Annotated in this window: 14 protein-coding genes and 1 tRNA gene; 10 read left to right on the top strand and 5 right to left on the bottom strand. The window is 58.2% G+C overall.

Annotated elements, in window-relative coordinates; genetic code table 11:
- Nucleotides 1–10: 10 nt before the first annotated feature.
- On the bottom strand, nucleotides 11–1,600 hold the full coding sequence (locus BLM14_RS08045) for a zinc-binding metallopeptidase family protein (RefSeq protein WP_099998895.1): 1,590 nt from the start codon (nucleotides 1,598–1,600) through the stop codon (nucleotides 11–13).
- A 112-nt stretch (nucleotides 1,601–1,712) separates the two neighbouring features.
- Between BLM14_RS08045 and BLM14_RS08040 the strand changes: the two genes are divergently transcribed.
- From BLM14_RS08040 to BLM14_RS08005, 8 genes are all read left to right on the top strand, one after another.
- On the top strand, nucleotides 1,713–2,603 hold the full coding sequence (locus BLM14_RS08040) for a LysR substrate-binding domain-containing protein (protein ID WP_099998894.1): 891 nt from the start codon (nucleotides 1,713–1,715) through the stop codon (nucleotides 2,601–2,603).
- 129 nt (nucleotides 2,604–2,732) lie between these two features.
- On the top strand, nucleotides 2,733–3,839 hold the full coding sequence (locus BLM14_RS08035) for an ABC transporter ATP-binding protein (RefSeq protein ID WP_099998893.1): 1,107 nt from the start codon (nucleotides 2,733–2,735) through the stop codon (nucleotides 3,837–3,839).
- A gap of 46 nt (nucleotides 3,840–3,885) precedes the next feature.
- Entirely contained in the window at nucleotides 3,886–5,001 is a 1,116-nt protein-coding gene (locus BLM14_RS08030) for an ABC transporter substrate-binding protein (RefSeq protein ID WP_099998892.1), read from the top strand.
- Between the two features lie 67 nt (nucleotides 5,002–5,068).
- Nucleotides 5,069–5,902 carry an ABC transporter permease gene (locus tag BLM14_RS08025; protein WP_099998891.1) on the top strand — a complete coding sequence of 278 codons (834 nt, stop codon included), beginning with the start codon at nucleotides 5,069–5,071 and terminating at the stop codon, nucleotides 5,900–5,902.
- Between the two features lie 10 nt (nucleotides 5,903–5,912).
- Entirely contained in the window at nucleotides 5,913–6,725 is an 813-nt protein-coding gene (locus tag BLM14_RS08020) for an ABC transporter permease (protein ID WP_099998890.1), read from the top strand.
- Between the two features lie 11 nt (nucleotides 6,726–6,736).
- Complete coding sequence (locus BLM14_RS08015) at nucleotides 6,737–8,104, top strand: FAD-binding oxidoreductase (RefSeq protein ID WP_162293141.1); 1,368 nt, start codon at nucleotides 6,737–6,739, stop codon at nucleotides 8,102–8,104.
- Nucleotides 8,101–8,304 (top strand): hypothetical protein, encoded by a 204-nt coding sequence (locus BLM14_RS08010; protein WP_099998888.1) that lies wholly within the window; start codon nucleotides 8,101–8,103, stop codon nucleotides 8,302–8,304. The genes BLM14_RS08015 and BLM14_RS08010 overlap by 4 nt, the downstream gene beginning before the upstream one ends.
- Nucleotides 8,301–9,302: an ABC transporter substrate-binding protein gene (locus BLM14_RS08005; RefSeq protein ID WP_099998887.1), complete on the top strand. Its 1,002-nt coding sequence runs from the start codon at nucleotides 8,301–8,303 to the stop codon at nucleotides 9,300–9,302. The genes BLM14_RS08010 and BLM14_RS08005 overlap by 4 nt, the downstream gene beginning before the upstream one ends.
- Before the next feature lie 150 nt (nucleotides 9,303–9,452).
- Here BLM14_RS08005 and BLM14_RS08000 read toward each other — a convergent pair whose 3' ends face one another.
- Entirely contained in the window at nucleotides 9,453–11,498 is a 2,046-nt protein-coding gene (locus BLM14_RS08000; RefSeq protein WP_099998886.1) for an NADH:flavin oxidoreductase, read from the bottom strand.
- A gap of 596 nt (nucleotides 11,499–12,094) precedes the next feature.
- Here BLM14_RS08000 and BLM14_RS07995 point away from each other — a divergent pair.
- The gene (locus BLM14_RS07995; protein ID WP_099998885.1) at nucleotides 12,095–12,526 is read left to right on the top strand and encodes a CAP domain-containing protein; all 432 of its coding nucleotides are present in this window, start codon (nucleotides 12,095–12,097) and stop codon (nucleotides 12,524–12,526) included.
- A gap of 461 nt (nucleotides 12,527–12,987) precedes the next feature.
- Here BLM14_RS07995 and BLM14_RS07990 read toward each other — a convergent pair.
- A tRNA-Leu gene (locus BLM14_RS07990) sits at nucleotides 12,988–13,072 on the bottom strand.
- Between the two features lie 254 nt (nucleotides 13,073–13,326).
- Here BLM14_RS07990 and lipB point away from each other — a divergent pair.
- The gene (gene lipB / locus BLM14_RS07985; RefSeq protein WP_099998884.1) at nucleotides 13,327–14,058 is read left to right on the top strand and encodes a lipoyl(octanoyl) transferase LipB; all 732 of its coding nucleotides are present in this window, start codon (nucleotides 13,327–13,329) and stop codon (nucleotides 14,056–14,058) included.
- Here the strand turns inward: lipB and BLM14_RS07980 are convergent.
- Together BLM14_RS07980 and BLM14_RS07975 are read right to left on the bottom strand one after the other, a co-directional pair.
- Nucleotides 14,042–16,054, bottom strand: coding sequence for an acetyl-CoA carboxylase biotin carboxylase subunit (locus BLM14_RS07980; RefSeq protein ID WP_099998883.1), 2,013 nt, complete (start codon nucleotides 16,052–16,054; stop codon nucleotides 14,042–14,044). The two genes, lipB and BLM14_RS07980, sit on opposite strands and share 17 nt — an antisense overlap.
- A gap of 70 nt (nucleotides 16,055–16,124) precedes the next feature.
- Entirely contained in the window at nucleotides 16,125–17,051 is a 927-nt protein-coding gene (locus tag BLM14_RS07975) for a DMT family transporter (RefSeq protein WP_100001097.1), read from the bottom strand.
- Nucleotides 17,052–17,113 lie beyond the last annotated feature (62 nt).

Genomic DNA, 17,113 nt, shown 5'->3' with positions numbered 1-17,113 from the left:
AACTATCTCCTTATTGCGCGCCAGTGGGTATCCACCACTCGCGCCCGCGCGCGGTTGTTACATATTCCGGCCAGCGGAAATGGATCGGCGGCTCATAATCGCAAAGTGGTGCGATCCATTTTGAACCGCCGACGCCACCACCGGTCCGCTCGATAAATTCGTCGTTTGCTCGTCTCCGCGCGCCTTCATCCTCAAGCAGGCGCAGAGCGGTCAGCGCCACTGTCTTCGACGCGCAAATCACCATTGGATCGATGGTTTCCGGAATCCCGCCAAGCGCATTCATCACCCAGCCGGGATAAGCAAAGCCCTTGGGCGCCTTCAATGCCGGGCGCGCAACATAGAAGCGGACCGTCGGCGCATGCCAGGTCATATCCGTGTAATCGTCGGATGTGGAGTTGATCTGCGACGGCGGCAGGTCGCGACGCAGGATCGTTTCGGCTTCCTGTGGCGAAATCAGCCTCTCACATTCGTCGATGAAAGGCTCGTCCATCGCTTCCACCCCGGCATTCACCTGAATCTCGCGAGCAATGGCCCTTGCCGCCTCGTTCCAATGTGGCGCACCGACAATATTGAGCGCATCCCAGGCGATTCCGGCCATCGCATGATTGGCAAGACCGGGCCGGGACTTGCAGACCCAATGCCGCTCCACCCTGCAGCCAGTCATCGCGGCCGCATGATCCGCATTACGATCAAGCACGGCGGTGATCTGCTCGGCCATGGCAATGGTCGGTACGCGCATCATGTACTGGATTTCAGCCAGACCTGCCGGAAGATTGTCGGCCGTCGCCTGCCCTGCTGTCAGGATCGCTTCGCTGATCGACCAGCCGCCCTGATGCGGCAGCATGGAATCGCGCAGCGCCTTAGAGGCCATATACATCATCATCAGCGCGTCATTGGCACCGGGTGCCCGCACCGCTGAATGTGATTGCGGGATCGGAGCGCCATCGCTCAGGCCCCAGCGCTCCGGCTGGTCGCAGGCGAAGCGGTAGATCATCGAATAGGCCACGCCGCAATGCGTATCCCAGCGCACCGTGTTGCATAGCGGAAGCATATAGAACGGGTGGAAGGAGATCATGCCATCCAGCCCGTCATAATAACCTTTGGCGGCATGGATCGGCTTCGAGCCACGGACCTTTTCCGCCGGCTCGCCGGTAAATCTCAGCGTTCCGGCGATGCCATGCTTTTCCATGGCCGCTTTCGTCGCCAGCAAACCGCCGAGACTGGAAATGCCGAGACCGGAATGCGGATCCGTGTGGCCGCCCGCATGTTCGTTCAAGCCGGATCGTGGCCGCTTGACCGTGGATGCGTCCTGACAGTTGCCCGGCACTGCATCATATTCGGCATACATCCCGATCACCGGTGCCTTGCCATTCGTGCCGGCTTTGTTGGTCCAGTGCGCACAGAAGGCCGTCGGCATGCCACCGGAGGCAACCTCAACGTCAAACCCCTCCTGCCGCAGCCGGGTCACATACCAATCCGCCGACTGATATTCGCGCCATGCGGTTTCGCCGAAACCGAAAATCGTTCGGGTCCACGCCGATAGATCAGCCTTGTGCTCGTCAACAAATTTCAGTGCCGATGTTGCTGCTGCCGTGACCACATTCCGTCTCCCGCTGCCGGGAGATAATCATCTGGAAGGAGGGACAAAAAGTGATATGTTTTTTCAAAACGTGCAAATTCTATTCACCTCTTCACCACCAAGGACATGATTTATGCGCATACCATCGACTCAGGCGCTGCGTGCTCTCGAAAGTTTCGCGAGACATGGCAGCGTCTGGCGGGCGGCCGAGGAACTGCATCTGACACGCAGCGCAGTCAGCCATCAGTTGCGCTTACTTGAGAGGGATCTCGGCTTTGAACTTCTGCAGCGGGACGGCAAGGGTGTCACGCTGACGCCGCGCGGGCGCAAATATGCCAATGATGTACGCAAGGCACTGATCGTTATCGACGATGCGGGCGGCCGGCAAAGCCCCGCAGGTACTGGTGGATCATTGTGCGTAAGTTGCACCGCGGGGTTCGCATCCCTCTGGTTGTGCACCCATATCGCCGAGTTTCAGGAGAAATATCCCGATGTGGCATTGCGCATCATAACGCCGCGCAAGCTCGATGATGTCACGGATGCCAGCGTCGATCTCTTTATCGCCTTTGGTGATGGCAATTGGCCGAACCGCTCGGTCGAACTTCTGTGCGAAGTGGAATTCACACCGCTCTGCAGCCCGGTGCTCCTCAACAATCTGGGCGGTATCGCCGAGCCGAAGGATATCTTGCGCGCGCCATTGTTGCATCTTGGAGATTTCGAGGATTGGACCCGTTGGTTGGCCCTCGCCAATGTCGACAATCCGGATTCGGAACGGGGAATCGTCTTCTCCGATATGAACCTCGTCTATTCAGCCGCAATCACCGCCCAGGGTATCGCCATGGGGGACGAACTCACCTGCCGCAAAGCCATGAGAGCAGGTCAACTCATCCGGCCGTTCGACCTCAGCATCAAGTCGCCGAAATCCTATTTTCTGGTGACGGATTATGCCAGGATCGACCATCCGGCCCAGCTTGCCTTCACGGAATGGCTGAAATCGCGCCTGTCACAGACCCGCAATGCCTGAAGTCCGGGCCATGAGCCATCAACAAGGTTGGCGTGAATTTCATTCACGTATCGCGGTAATATAATTCAATTGTCGTAACCACAGATTGTGCCTAGGCTCCTGACAAAATAAGGGGAAAGAGGTCAATCAATGCCTCAAAGCATTCAACTGGGCGACGCGAAAGCCGCCGAGATCAAGGCTGTATCGATTGGCAAGACATTTGGCGCGTTTCATGCGCTGAAAAATCTCTCGCTCGACATTGGTCGCGGCGAATTTTTGACTCTCCTCGGACCATCCGGATCGGGCAAGACGACCTTCCTGATGATCCTCGCCGGCTTCACCGCGCCGACCACAGGTCGGCTGATGATGGACGGCAAGGACATTACCGACGTACCGGCCGAAGATCGCTCCTATGGCATGGTGTTTCAGGGCTATGCGCTCTTTCCGCATCTGACGGTCGAACAGAACATTGCCTTTCCGTTGAAAGTTCGTGGCCGCTCTTCCTCCGATATCAAGCGTAAGGTCGGAGAGATGGTGGAGCGCGTCGGCCTCACCGGCCATGAGAAGAAGCTTCCAGCCAAGCTTTCCGGTGGCCAGCAACAGCGCGTGGCCCTCGCACGCGCCCTTGTCTTTGAACCCTCGGTGCTCCTGCTCGACGAGCCTTTCTCTGCGCTGGATAAGAACCTGCGCGAAATGATGCAGCAGGAGGTCAAGCGGCTGCATGAGGAGACGGGAACGACCTTTGTCTTTGTGACGCATGACCAGTCCGAAGCGCTTGCCCTCTCCTCGCGCGTCGCCATTTTCAATCATGGCGAGCTTTTGCAGGTGGGCAAACCGCAGGACGTCTACGAGCGGCCCGCAAGCCATTTCGTTGCCGAATTTCTTGGCGAAATCAATCTCTTGCCGTTGGATGCTCTGCGTCTTGAAGGCGATCGCGCCGCGGGGCAATTCGAGGAGCGGACGATCGTTCTGAACAGGACCATGGCCATGACCGGGCCAAATGCGGTGGCGGCCATACGTCCCGAACACATGGTCATTTGCACGGGGCCACAAAATGGCGACCGCAACGCCATCACTTGCCGGGTCGAAGGTGCGACCTATTTCGGCGCCTCGACCAAATACCATTTGAAGACACGTAACGGCACCAGCCTGGCAGTTTCGATGCCAACTGCCGCGACGTCGCCCATCGCACCGCGAACGGATGTGTGGGTGTCCTGGCCGGTGCATCAGGGCTTTTTGCTGCCTGCCGGAGGTTAAGCGGCAGCATCAGGAATGTGACAATAACAATCCAGAGGGAAATAAAATGGATAACGCATTTCAAAAAGACTGCCTCGAAATCCTCGCCAGCAAGGTCGAGAACGGTGAAATCAGCCGCCGGCGCTTCACGCAGATGGCAGCGATGCTGCTCGCCGGAGCGCCCGCACTCCTGCGCTCAACCGGTTCCTACGCCCAGGCCAAGGAACTTGTTCTGGTCAATTGGGGTGGGGATGCCATGACGGCCTATGACAAGGCCTATGGTCAGCCCTTCACCAAGGAGACCGGTGTAACCGTCAAGATGGATGGCTCTGGTCCGACGGAAGGCGCCATCACCGCCCAGTTCAAGAGCGGCAAGCCCAGCTGGGACCTTCTGGACATCGACCCATTCTCCGGAATCTCGCTCGGCAAGCAGGGAATGCTTGAGGAGATCGATTACAAAGTCGTCGACAAGAACAAGATGCGGCCGGGTTTTGGCTGGGATCATGCCGCTTCGACCTACTTCTTCTCATATATCATCGCCTATGATTCTTCGAAATTCGGCGACCAGGCGCCGACCGGCATGGCCGACTTCTTTGACGTCAAGAAATTCCCCGGCAAACGATCGCTCTACAAATGGGGCTCGGCGATGTGGGAAGCTGCTCTCCTCGCCGATGGTGTAGCACCCGAAAAACTCTATCCGCTGGATCTCAAGCGCGCACATGACAAGATCGCGGCGTTCAAGGAAAATGTCGTGGCCTATTGGGGAGGTGGTGCGGAGAGCCAGTCGGTGCTGATGGATGGCGAAGCATCGATGGCGATCATCTGGTCCACTCGCGCACAACTGCTTGAGCAGGATTCCGGCGGCAACATCAAATTTATCTGGGATCAGGGCCTGATTTCGCCCGGCGCGCTTGGCGTAATGAAGGGTAATCCAGGTGGCAAGGAGAATGCGATGAAATTCATCGCCAGCGCCCAGACGCCGGAACGCCAGCTGGAAATGTTCAACCTGCTCGGTCAGGGTCCAGCCAACCCGGCCACCGACGCGCTGATCCCTGCCGACAGGAAGCGGGTGAACTGCGTCGATCCAGCCAATATGACGAAGCAGATCCCACTCAACATGGAATGGTATGCCGAAAATTACGGCAAGGCGTTCGACGAATATACAAAAGTCATCTCGGCTTGAGGCGCCGCGGCGTGAGAGTGAACCTCTCGCGCCGCTTCGTTGATTTTCACCACACGAAGGACGCTGAATGATCGGGAAGTCAGCCACCTCCAGAAAAATCCTGCTGTTGGCACCGCTGCTGCTGTTCCTCGGGCTTGCCTATGTGGTTCCCTTCCTCGGTGTCGTGCGCTGGAGCTTCACCCTGCCGGAGCCAGGGGTGGGCCAGTACCGCTCGCTCTTCACCGACCCCCTCGTCCAGTCCGTCTTTATCCGCACCCTCCGCATCTGCCTGGTTGTGACAGCCGCATCGCTCGTCATGGCCTATGCCATCGCCTATGTCTGGGTGCGCGGCAGTTCTGTGCAACGCATGCTGGCGGAGTTCTGCATCCTCGTCCCATTCTGGATCTCGGTGCTGACGCGTGCCTTCGGCTGGCTCGCCATGCTTTCGAACCGCGGCCTCATCAACACATGGCTGCAATCGGCGGGCATCATCGGTGAACCTCTGGCGCTGGCACGCAACGAACTCGGCGTCATCATCGGCATGACGCATTTCCTCATTCCCTTCGCGGTCTTTCCGATTGCATCGGCAATGCGCAGCATCGACGAACGTGTCCTGCTGGCAGCACGCGGCATGGGTGCATCGCGAACCCGCATCTTCTGGACCGTCTTTGTACCGCTGACCTATGGAGGATTGATCGGCGCGGCGCTTATAGTCTTCGTGTTCGCGCTCGGCTTCTTCGTTACCCCGGCCATCCTCGGCGGTGGCCGCAGCGTCATGGTGGCGGAACTGGTTTATCTGCGCATCTTCCAGAGCCCGGACTGGGGTCTCGGTGCAGCCATCAGCGTCGTGCTGGTGCTGTTCATCGGCATTCTCCTCGCCCTGATGCGGCGCTTCATCAAACCTGCGCACCTGGTGGGATAAGGGGTCTGGCATGCAGTCATCCAAACCCGGCCCCGTGCTGCTCATCGTCGCCACAGCCGTCGCACTATTCCTGCTGATGCCGCTGATTGCCGTCGTGCCAGTATCGTTCACACCGGCACGCTTTCTCTCAATGCCATCCGGCACCCTGTCCCTGCGGCACTATCAGGCGTTGATCGACAACCCGGCCTGGGGCCAGAGCATCCTGCTGAGCCTGCGCATCGGCATTCTGTCGAGTGCCATCGCAACAGCGCTGGCCACCATGTTTGGGCTCGGCATCTGGATGTTCCAGCCGCGCTTTGCCGCAGTGCTGATCGGCTTTGTGCTCCTGCCACTGGTGGTGCCGCCCGTTGTTTCGGCGATGACACTGTATTTCCTGATGACCACGCTTTCGGCCTTCAATAACTGGATCGGCTATGACACCTGGCTCGGCGTTGCGCTGGCGCATGCCGTGATGATCACGCCATTTGCGGTGGTCCTCATTCTGGTTGCCCTTTATCAGGTCGACCGGCGCATCGACCTTGCGGCGCGCGGCCTCGGTGCCAATCTGGCAACGCGAGCCTTCAGGATCATCATCCCGAACATCAAGTTCGGTATTGCGACGGCGGCGCTTCTCTCCTTTGTGCTTTCCTGGGAAGAAATCGGCGTCACCCTGTTCATCACCAGCGTCAATGCCATCACCCTGCCCCGCCTTATGTGGATGGGACTACGCGACAATATCGATCCGGCCATCGCCGCGATCTCAGTCTTGCTGATCATCGTCACGGCGGTCATACTTGGCCTTCGAATCTTCTTCGAAAGGCGCGGAGCGTCAGAACCCCAATGATTGCAGAAGACATGCTAGCTGATCTCCGTGCAATCGTGGGGGCGAGCGGCCTGAAAACCGGCGATGCGCTAAGTGTTCTTCATCCCGGCGCCGACGAGCACAATCTCGACGCCGGTGTCATGGTAATCCCGAAAAATACCGCGCAGGTCGCCTCCGTCCTTTGCCTTTGCAACGAACGCCGGATTGCCGTCGTGCCGCATGGCGGGCGTACGGGACTAGCAGGAGGCGGTGTATCGACGATCGGAGAAATCATCCTGTCGCTCGCCGCCTTGAACAGGATCGAATCCCTCTCCGCTTCCGCCGGCACCGCCATCGTCGAAAGCGGTGTCACGCTGCAGGCGCTGCAAGAGGCGGCAGCGCTGGTGAATCTTTCCACCGGCATCGATATTGCCTCGCGCGGCAGCGCCACGATTGGCGGCATGATCTCGACCAATGCTGGCGGCATGGAAGCTTTTCGCCACGGCGTCATGCGTCAACGCGTTCTCGGCCTCGAAGTCGTACTGCCCGATGGTTCCGTCATGAGCGACATGGCGCAGGTCACCAAGTCCAACGAAGGCTACGACCTCAAGCAATTGTTTATCGGCGCGGAAGGCACGCTCGGCGTCGTCACACGCGCCGTGATCAGGCTGGCACCTATCGACGAATTCACCGCCACCGCGCTTGTTGCCTGCTCTTGCGCAACGGATGCGGTTGCCCTGTTTCAAAATCTGCAGCGCAACCGCAGCCTCAATCTCCTGCGCGCCGAGTTCATGGCGCGGGACTATTTTGCGCTGGCTTCGACCGACCTCGGCCCCGCCGCATTGGCTGCCTTCACCGACGCGCCCGCCTATATCATCCTTGAAACCGATGCCGCCGACCAGCAAATTGCGCAATCGACACTTGAAGAGGCGCTGGCCGAGGCGATCGAAGCAGGTCTGGTCGTCGATGCGGTTCTCGCCCAAAGCGAGAAGGAGCGGAACGAAATCTGGAACATTCGCGAGGACAGCAGCGTGGTCACGCGTGCCTATCCGCATGGCTACTGGTTCGATATTTCGGTTCCGCTGCAGGGGCTCGAAACCTGGCTGACGCAGTTCAACCGTGGCATTGCCGCGCTCGGACCTGGTGTAAGAGGTTTCACATTCGGCCATCTCGGCGATGGAAATCTGCATGTCAGCGTTGCAGGCGAAACGACCAATCCCGACAAGGATGCGGTAAAGGCAATGATCTACGCCAATCTCCGGGAGATGGGTGGTTCCTTCTCGGCCGAGCACGGAATTGGCCTCGAAAAGAAGCCGGAACTGCACGCGCTGATCGATCCGGTCAAGCTCGGTCTCATGCGGTCGATCAAGAAAACAATCGATCCGAACGGCATCATGAATCCGGGCAAGATAATTGAATGACGCGTGTCGCAGAGAACAAAATCTTTGGCGTATCCGGGCTTCTTGCCCGCCTGATGCAGGGCTATCGTTGCACCTATGGTCCAATACTATCCTTGCCATTCTTCGACGGGCCGGGCGCAGAAGCGTTCGGTGCGGGCGCAGCAGTCATGACCTTTGGCACCACAAATCACACAAAATCAACAAAAGGGGTTCTCCTATGAAAGCATTATTGATGAGCGGCGTCATGGCGTTTGCGTTGCTTGGCGCAGCCGGCGCAGCATCGGCCGCGGAATGCGGCAACGTTACCATTGCCAGCATGAACTGGCAGTCGGCGGAAGTTCTCGCCAATCTCGACAAGATTATTCTTGAGTCGGGCTATGGTTGTCAGGCTGAGATCATTCAGGGTGATACGATCCCGACCCTCACTTCTATGACCGAAAAGGGCCAGCCTGACATCGCCCCCGAAGGCTGGGTCGATTTCATGCGCGATATCATGGACAAGGCGGTTGCCGACGGCAAGCTCGTCTATGCCTCCAAGTCGCTCTCAGATGGCGGCGTACAGGGCTGGTGGATCCCGAAATATCTTGCCGATGCCCATCCGGACATCAAGACGATCGATGATGCGCTGAAGCATCCGGAACTCTTCCCGGCTCCCGAAGATTCGTCCAAGGGCGCCGTGTTCAACGGACCTGCTGGCTGGGGCGGCACGGTTGCAACCGCACAGTTCTTCAAGGCCTATGATGCCGAGAAAAAAGGCTTTACCCTCGTCGATACAGGCTCTGCTGCCGGTCTTGATGGCGCGCTGGCGAAAGCCTACGAGCGCAAGGAAGGCTGGGTTGGCTACTATTGGGAACCGACTGCCATTCTCGGCAAATACCCGATGGTAAAGCTCGACCATGGTGCGAAATTCGATGCGGCCGAATGGAAGCGCTGCAACACCGTTGCCGATTGCCCGGACCCCAAGAAGAACGATTGGGAAATCGCCGAAGTCGATACCGTTGTCACCAAGAAGTTCAGCGACGCGGCGGGCCCAGCCATGGACTATCTGAAGGCCCGTTCATGGGACAACAAGACCGTCAACACGCTGCTCGCCTGGATGACGGACAATCAGGCAACGGGTGAGGACGGCGCCAAATACTTCCTCAAGAACCATGAGGATATTTGGACCAAGTGGGTAAGCGCCGACGTTGCCGAAAAGGTCAAGGCTGCTGTCAACTAAGCAGTAGCTTACCAAAGAGGAAGGGCAGCGCATTATCGCTGCCCTTTTTATCTCTCCCCTTGTGGGAGAGAAAGCGATTTCAGCATCTTAGCTCTTGCTGAGTGCTAGAAATCGCAAGTGAGGGGATTTCGATCTCATCACAACTTCGCGCTAGAATCTGATGGCGTAGCGCAGCCCGTCATAGATTGCAGCGTGGATATTGCGCGCATGGACCGCATCGCCGATCCGCAATAGATCGAACTGGCCCTCCTGCGAACGCAGCGGAAAGATCGCGCCACCATTGACCAGATGGTCATAATCGACAGCACCGCCATTGCGCGATAGAGGTTTCAACTCGCGGTAAAGATCGTCGATGGGCAAGGTACCGTGCTCGACCACCACCTGATCGACCCGACGCTCCTCGCGATATTCCGGCGCAAAGTCGGAGCCAAGCGTCGCAACAAGCTGGTTGCCGTTACGCGCAACGCTGACCAGCCGCGTGTTGATCGTCACGCGGACGCCCTTCTGCTGAAAGGCACGCATGTAGGGCACATGGTTCATACCGCCCATCTCCGGCGCAAAGAAGCGCTCCGGGCTGACGAGCTCCAGCTTTGAACCCGCCTGCGCGATCATTTCAGCAGCGCTCATGCCCTGGTGCCCGCCATTGTCATCATAGAGCAGCACATTTTCGCCGGGCTTGATGGCGCCGGCAAGAATATCCCAGCTCGAAGTCACGAGATCGTCACCTGCCGTCAGCGGCGGATTCTGCGGCAAACCACCTGTGGCTATAACCACGACATCGGGTTCGAGCGACAGCACGTCAGCCGCCTCCGCCCAGACATTGTAGCGCATTGAGACGCCGAGCCGTTCCAGCTCGTCAAGACGCCAGTCGACGATCCCAATCATCTCCTTGCGGCGCGGATTTTGGGCAGCGAGCCGCACCTGGCCGCCCGCCTGGTCCGAGGCTTCCAGTACGGACACCTTGTGCCCGGCCTCCGCTGCAGCGCGCGCTGCTTCAAGTCCTGCCGGACCGGCACCGACCACAACGATATTGCGTGCAGCCTTCGCCTTCGAAATCACATGTGGCATCGAGCCTTCGCGCCCCGTCGCGGCATTGTGAATGCACAGCGCCTCACCGCCTTCATAGATGCGGTCGAGGCAATAGGTGGCGCCGACGCACGGCCTGATACGATGCTCCTCGCCCGCCATGATCTTGCGCACGATATGCGGATCGGCAAGATGTGCGCGGGTCATGCCCACCATGTCGAGTTTCCCTTCCGCAACCGCATGACGCGCGGTCGCAACATCGGCGATGCGCGCGGCATGAAATGTCGGGAATTTGGTTTGTTGGCGAATTTCACCGGCGAAATCGAGATGCGGCGCTGAGCGCATGCCCTGGATGGGAATGACCTCATTGAGCGCCGCGTCCGTATCGATATGGCCGCGAATGATATTCAGAAAGTCGAACTTGCCGGAAGCCGCAATGCGCCGGGCGATCTCGACGCCCTCTTCCTTTGAGAGCCCCTGCTCCCAATCCTCATCCGCCACCATGCGAATGCCGACGATAAACTCCGGACCGACCAATTTGCGCACAGCATCGATCACCGCCCAGGTGAAGCGCAGGCGATTATCGAGCGACCCGCCATATTCGTCTTCGCGCCGGTTGGTCGCAGGCGACCAGAAACCGTCCATCAGATGGCCGTAGGCTTCGATTTCGATACCATCGAGCCCCGCCGCCTGCATGCGCTGGGCAGCCGAGGCATAGTCAGCGATGATCCGCTCAAGATCCCACTCTTCCGCTTCCTTCGGGAAGGCGCGATGTGCCGGCTCCCGCACGGGCGAAGCCGAAACGACCGGCAGCCAGTCCGCCTTGTTCCAGCTGGTGCGGCGGCCAAGATGCGTTAGCTGGATCATGACGGCGGCACCATGCTCGTGGCAATCATCCGTGAGTTCGCGCAGCCATGGCACGATCTCGTCCTTATAGGCATGAAGATTGCCGAAAGCGGGCGGCGACTCGCGCGAAACCACCGCGGAACCCGCAGTCATGGTCAACGCCATACCGCCCTTGGCCTTTTCGGCGTGATAGAGCCGGTAGCGCTCCTTCGGCATGCCGTCTTCGGAATAGGCAGGCTCGTGGCTGGTCGACATGATGCGGTTCTTGAGCCGCAGATGTTTGAGCTGATAGGGCTGCAGAAGCGGATCGTCATGTGAGGCCAATGAACCAGGTTCCCTTTATTTCGGGTGATCTTAGCCCGGGTGCCCTGCATTGAGTTTCTTCCCCGCGACCTATTCTGACACGGAGTCGTCGTGTGATATATTGCGACCTGGTCCATGACCAAGGTGCGATAGATGCAACGACATATAGAGGGGAGAATGGTGCGGTCGAGACGCACCACCCGTTTTACCGCACCATTGATAAGATTGAAGGTTTCCGTTTAGCGCACCATTCTTGTGGCGTATTATGTGGCCCAAAGTGCGGTGATAATGAAACTTCCAAACGAGGCGAGGACGGATTTTGTGATGGTACTGTCGGGTGGCTTCCGAGGGCAGTGCGATTTATTTGTTTTTGCTGCATTTTATAGCAATTATCGAGGACCGTATGGCGCAAAAATGTGGCCCAATGTGCTGACCGTTATCATGTCAACACGGGATGTTAAAATTTACGCCGGTGAAGAATTGTCTTTTTTGCCTCCCTGTCGCCGGATTTATCGAGTTTAAGGTAGTCCCTCAACTGAAAGCCTTCGGGCTTTGTGCTAGAAAAAAGCCTTCCAAGGGGCGAACCGTGGCGGGTGGTAAGCTGGGGAAATCCGACAATGAAAATCCTACAGACAATCGCAATTGCGGTTTTGGTTTCAGGTGCGGCTACGACTCAGCCGTTAGCTGCGACAGCAGATTTTGGTCCCCAAACGCTAACCCTCATCAATTCCTATAGGGCGAGCCGTGGCCTTTCTGCCCTGGCCTCTCATGGCACGTTGAAAGCCTTGGCGCGGCAACATAATCGGTACCAAGCAGCCCGGAACACCATCAACCACGATGGCTTCCGCCAGAGATCAGCCCAAGCTAAGGCTGCTGGACTCAGTGGAATATGTACAGAAAACGTCGGCGTTAGATATAAAAATGCACAGCATCTTTTTTCTGGATGGAGGAATTCCGCAGGCCATAACACGAACTTGCTTCGACCTAACATGCGATACGCAGGAGTTTCTGTAGTCGGGGCTTACGCGACTTTCTTCGCTTGTGGATAACGCCCGTCACCGTTCAGCAGCGAGCCCCTATGGCGGGGACCCAGTGACGGGACTCGAACCCGCGGCCTCCGGTGTGACAGGCCGATAGATTGCCCTTTTAAATCAACAAACGTTTCAAAATTTCGTTTGCATCAACGAGCGGCAAAACCGCCAAAAGTTGAAACTACTCTTTATAATATATAGCCTGCCCAATGGCGGTCGGTTCACCCACTTAACGACATCCCCTCAGTCTCCTGTGTAGACAGGATCAATGCGATATCTTTCGACTTGCATTCCGAGCAATAGGAAGCGATCGTAGCTGTTTTTTGCGCGTTTTCTGGTCAAGCGAGTGCCCCGTCCCGATTGCGTCTGTGGCACAATATTGGGGCGCAATATGTGGCACATAAATGGTGTAACAAGCAATAAGGCGGCACGAGGCCGCCTTATTATGCAATAAATACAATCGCTTAGCGAAAGTGTAGTGGTGCGGTCGAGAAGACTCGAACTTCCACGTCTTGCGACACAGCGACCTCAACGCTGCGCGTCTACCAATTCCGCCACGACCGCACTGTGGTAGAAGCCGAACGTGTCGGCTCGCGGCATGTAGCAAATAGGTTTCAGCTAAACAAGCCCTATCCTCATATATCGTGATTGTTTTTCACAAAGCTGTCAGAAACGCCGGAACACAACGCCAGACTGGAAATTTCCCCAGAAAAGGTCCATATCCGGCGCACCCATCGGGAACCCCTTGAATCGCTGTTTTGGTGGCAATTTCGCGAGGTTCACGACAGGCAAATGACAACCGGATCTGAATTTGCATCATGAAAACCAACCGCGACGATCTCGTCCCCGCATTCTTGCCTCATGACGAATCGTCCCCGGTGGAATGGCTGATTGCCGAGGGCCCCACCGATTATGACGCGGCGCTTGCCTTCATGGAGCAGCGGGTCGCGGCGATTCGCGAAGGCACGGCGCGGGAGCTGGTCTGGCTGGTCGAACATCCGCCGCTCTATACGGCCGGCACCAGCGCCAAGGCGACCGATCTTCTCGTCTCCGACCGCTTCCCGGTCTATGCGACGGGCCGCGGCGGCGAATATACCTATCACGGTCCGGGACAACGCGTCGCCTATGTGATGCTCGATCTGAAGCGGCGGCGCGAGGATATTCGCGCCTTTGTAACCGCGCTGGAGCAGTGGATCATTTCGACGCTCGCTTCGTTCAATGTCAAAGGCGAACGGCGCGAGGACCGCGTTGGCGTGTGGGTAATGCGGCCGGAGCGGCCTGCCCTGCCCGACGGGTCCCCGGCGGAGGACAAGATCGCCGCCATCGGCATCCGCCTGCGCAAATGGGTCAGCTTCCACGGCATCTCGATCAATGTCGAACCGGAGCTGACGCATTTCGACGGCATCGTGCCCTGCGGCGTGCGCGGCCACGGCGTCACCAGTCTCGTCGATCTCGGACTGCCGGTGGAAATGCACGATCTCGACCGGGCTTTGTATGAATCGTTCGAAACCGTGTTCGGAGCGGTTCAGAGACCTAAACAAACTCCATGATCACTGCGTCGACCGCGAGACTGTCGCCCTGTTTGGCGTTAATCGCGGAAACCGTCAGATCGCGGTCCGCGCGCAGTACGTTTTCCATTTTCATCGCCTCGACGATCGCCAAGGTCTCACCCGCCTTGACCTCCTGCCCTTCCGTTACATTGATCGAGACGATCAAACCCGGCATCGGGCAGAGCAGCATGTTCGAAGTGTCGGGCGGCAGTTTCACCGGCATCAGCTTTTCCAGCGCCGCCACATGCTTCTGCATGGCGTGACCGATGACCGACATGCCCTTCCAGTCGATGCGCATGCCGTTGAGCACCGGGCGCAGCTGCGCCTTTATCGCGCGCTCGTCCACATAACCATCCCAGACGGCATCGCCGGGCTGCCAGTCGCTGCGAATGGTGACGACCTCGCCGCCATGCAGTGAGAGATCGATCTTCACCGGTGGCTTCGCTGTGCTCTTGCGAATGGTAACCGGCACATAATCATCACCGATCCGCACCTCCCATTCGGCGCGAATCTTGCCTGTATGCGGGCGCAGGCGGTCACTGAGGCGGTCCAGCCGCTCCTTGCGAACCAGTTCGACGCTGAGCGCAATCGCTGCGAGGATATCCCGGTCGTCCGGCGTCGGCGAAATGGCCTTGAACCCTTCCGGGAACTCCTCGGCGATGAAACCGGTGGACAGCCGGCCTTCCCGCCAGCGCGGATGCTGCATGAGCGTGGCGAGGAACGGGATATTGTGCTCGATCCCGTCGACAACGAATGTATCGAGCGCATCCGCCATCGCATCGATTGCTTCAAGCCGCGTTGGCGCCCAGGTGCAAAGCTTGGCGACCATAGGATCATAGAACATCGAGATTTCCGAGCCTTCGGTCACGCCGGTATCATTGCGGATGATGGCCTTGCCCACAGGTCCCTCAGCTGGCGGGCGGTAGCGCGTCAAGCGGCCGATGGACGGCAGGAAGTTGCGGTACGGATCCTCCGCGTAAAGCCGGCTCTCGACGGCCCAGCCATTGAGCCTCACGTCGGCCTGCTTGATTGCCAGCTTTTCTCCAGCGGCGATGCGAATCATCTGTTCGACGAGATCGATGCCCGTTATCAGCTCGGTTACTGGATGCTCCACCTGCAGGCGGGTGTTCATCTCGAGAAAGTAGAAATTGCGGTCCTTGTCTACGATGAACTCAACGGTCCCCGCGCTCTGGTAATCGACCGCCTTGGCGAGCGCCACCGCCTGCTCGCCCATGGCCTTGCGGGTCTTCTCATCGAGGAACGGCGACGGCGCTTCTTCGACCACCTTCTGGTTGCGGCGCTGCACCGAACATTCGCGCTCGCCGAGATAGATGCAGTTGCGATAAGCGTCCGCAAGCACCTGGATTTCGATGTGGCGCGGATCGACGATGAACTTTTCGATGAAGACCCGGTCATCACCAAAGGAATTGCGCGCTTCCGAGGTGGCGCGCTCGAAACCGTCGCGCACTTCCGACTTGTTCCAGGCGATGCGCATGCCCTTGCCGCCGCCACCGGCGGAAGCCTTGATCATCACCGGATAACCGATCTCGCCGGCAATCTTTTCCGCATGGGTGGGATCGGTGATGATATCGAGAAATCCTGGGACGGTATTGACCCTCGCCTCATTGGCGAATTTCTTCGATTCGATCTTGTCGCCCATAGCGACGATCGCCTTGGGCTTCGGCCCGATGAAGATGATCCCCTGCTTTTCCAGAGCTTCGCAGAAGGAGGCGCGTTCGGAGAGGAACCCGTAGCCGGGGTGGACGGCTTCCGCGCCGGTTTGCTTGCAGGCTGCAATGATCTTGTCGGCGACAAGGTAGCTTTCGGAAGCCGCAGCGGGACCGATATGAACCGCCTCGTCCGCCATCTCCACGTGAACCGCATCGCGATCGGCATCCGAATAGACTGCAACCGTGGCAATCCCCATCTTGCGCGCAGTCTTGATGACGCGGCAGGCGATTTCGCCACGATTGGCAATCAGGATTTTCTTGAACACTCGATGATCTCCCGCCCCAGACATGCCTTTGTTTCTATTGCCAATCGACGCTTTGCTCAACTGCTTCCTGTCAATTGTACGCTGGCTCAGGCTCATCGCTTTTCTTGCCTTCGCGCAATACGACATAGGCACCCGACGCGACAATAATGGCAATCCCCAGCCATTTCGACGCCGTCGGGAATTCATGGAACACAACGAGCCCGACGATCACCGCCATGACGATTTCGAGGTACTGGAACGGCGCGAGCAATGACGCCGGCGCCAACCGCGACGCCTGAACGACCAGCAAGTGCCCACCCGTGGCAATCGCACCGATGGTAAAGAGCAAAAGCCACGACAAATCGCCCGAAGGCATCCCGAGCGTCATATCACTGACGCCAAACACCTGGCCCAGAAAAAGCACGACACCGACCGTGATGGTGCCACCGACACCAGCATAAAGCTGCATGATGAGTGGCGTATCGGCATCCCCATAGCGGCGGTTCAACATCAGATAGACGGCGAAGAGTGCTGCCGTGCCGAGCGGCAGGAGCGAAATCCAGCCGAACAGTTCCCAGCTTGGCTGGATGACGATCAGTGTCCCTATGAAGCCTACTACAACGGCTATTCGTCTGCGCCAGCCCACCACCTCCTTCAGGATCAGCGCGGAAAGCAGCGTCAACATCAACGGCTCGACGAAAAACACCGCCATGGCGTCTGCGAGCGGCATATATTTGATCGCTGCGAAGAAACACAGGCTACCCATACCCATCAGGAAGCCGCGAAACAGATTGCCCCACAGCTTGACAGGTCTCAGCGACTTGACGCCCGTCAGGGCGAGAATGATCAGCAGCGTCAGTATCGTCTGAACCACAAAACGCGAGAGAGTGACCGTTGCCGGCGGTAGGCTGTCGACCGTCGAAAGCCATTTGGCGATCGCGTCCATCATCGGCAGAAAGAACATGGCAACGGCCATTGTCGAAACGCCCCTCAACTGTTGTGAGGTTGTGTTTTCCATGGCGATGACCTTTCTGGATGAACCGGCTGGCATAACTTGCTGGCATATCGGCTCTGTCAAAA

It is taken from the genome of Phyllobacterium zundukense (genome assembly GCF_002764115.1).
Lineage (GTDB): Bacteria > Pseudomonadota > Alphaproteobacteria > Rhizobiales > Rhizobiaceae > Phyllobacterium > Phyllobacterium zundukense.
The sequence above is the reverse complement of the archived record's forward strand: the minus strand, read 5'-3'. Positions and strand labels throughout refer to the sequence as shown.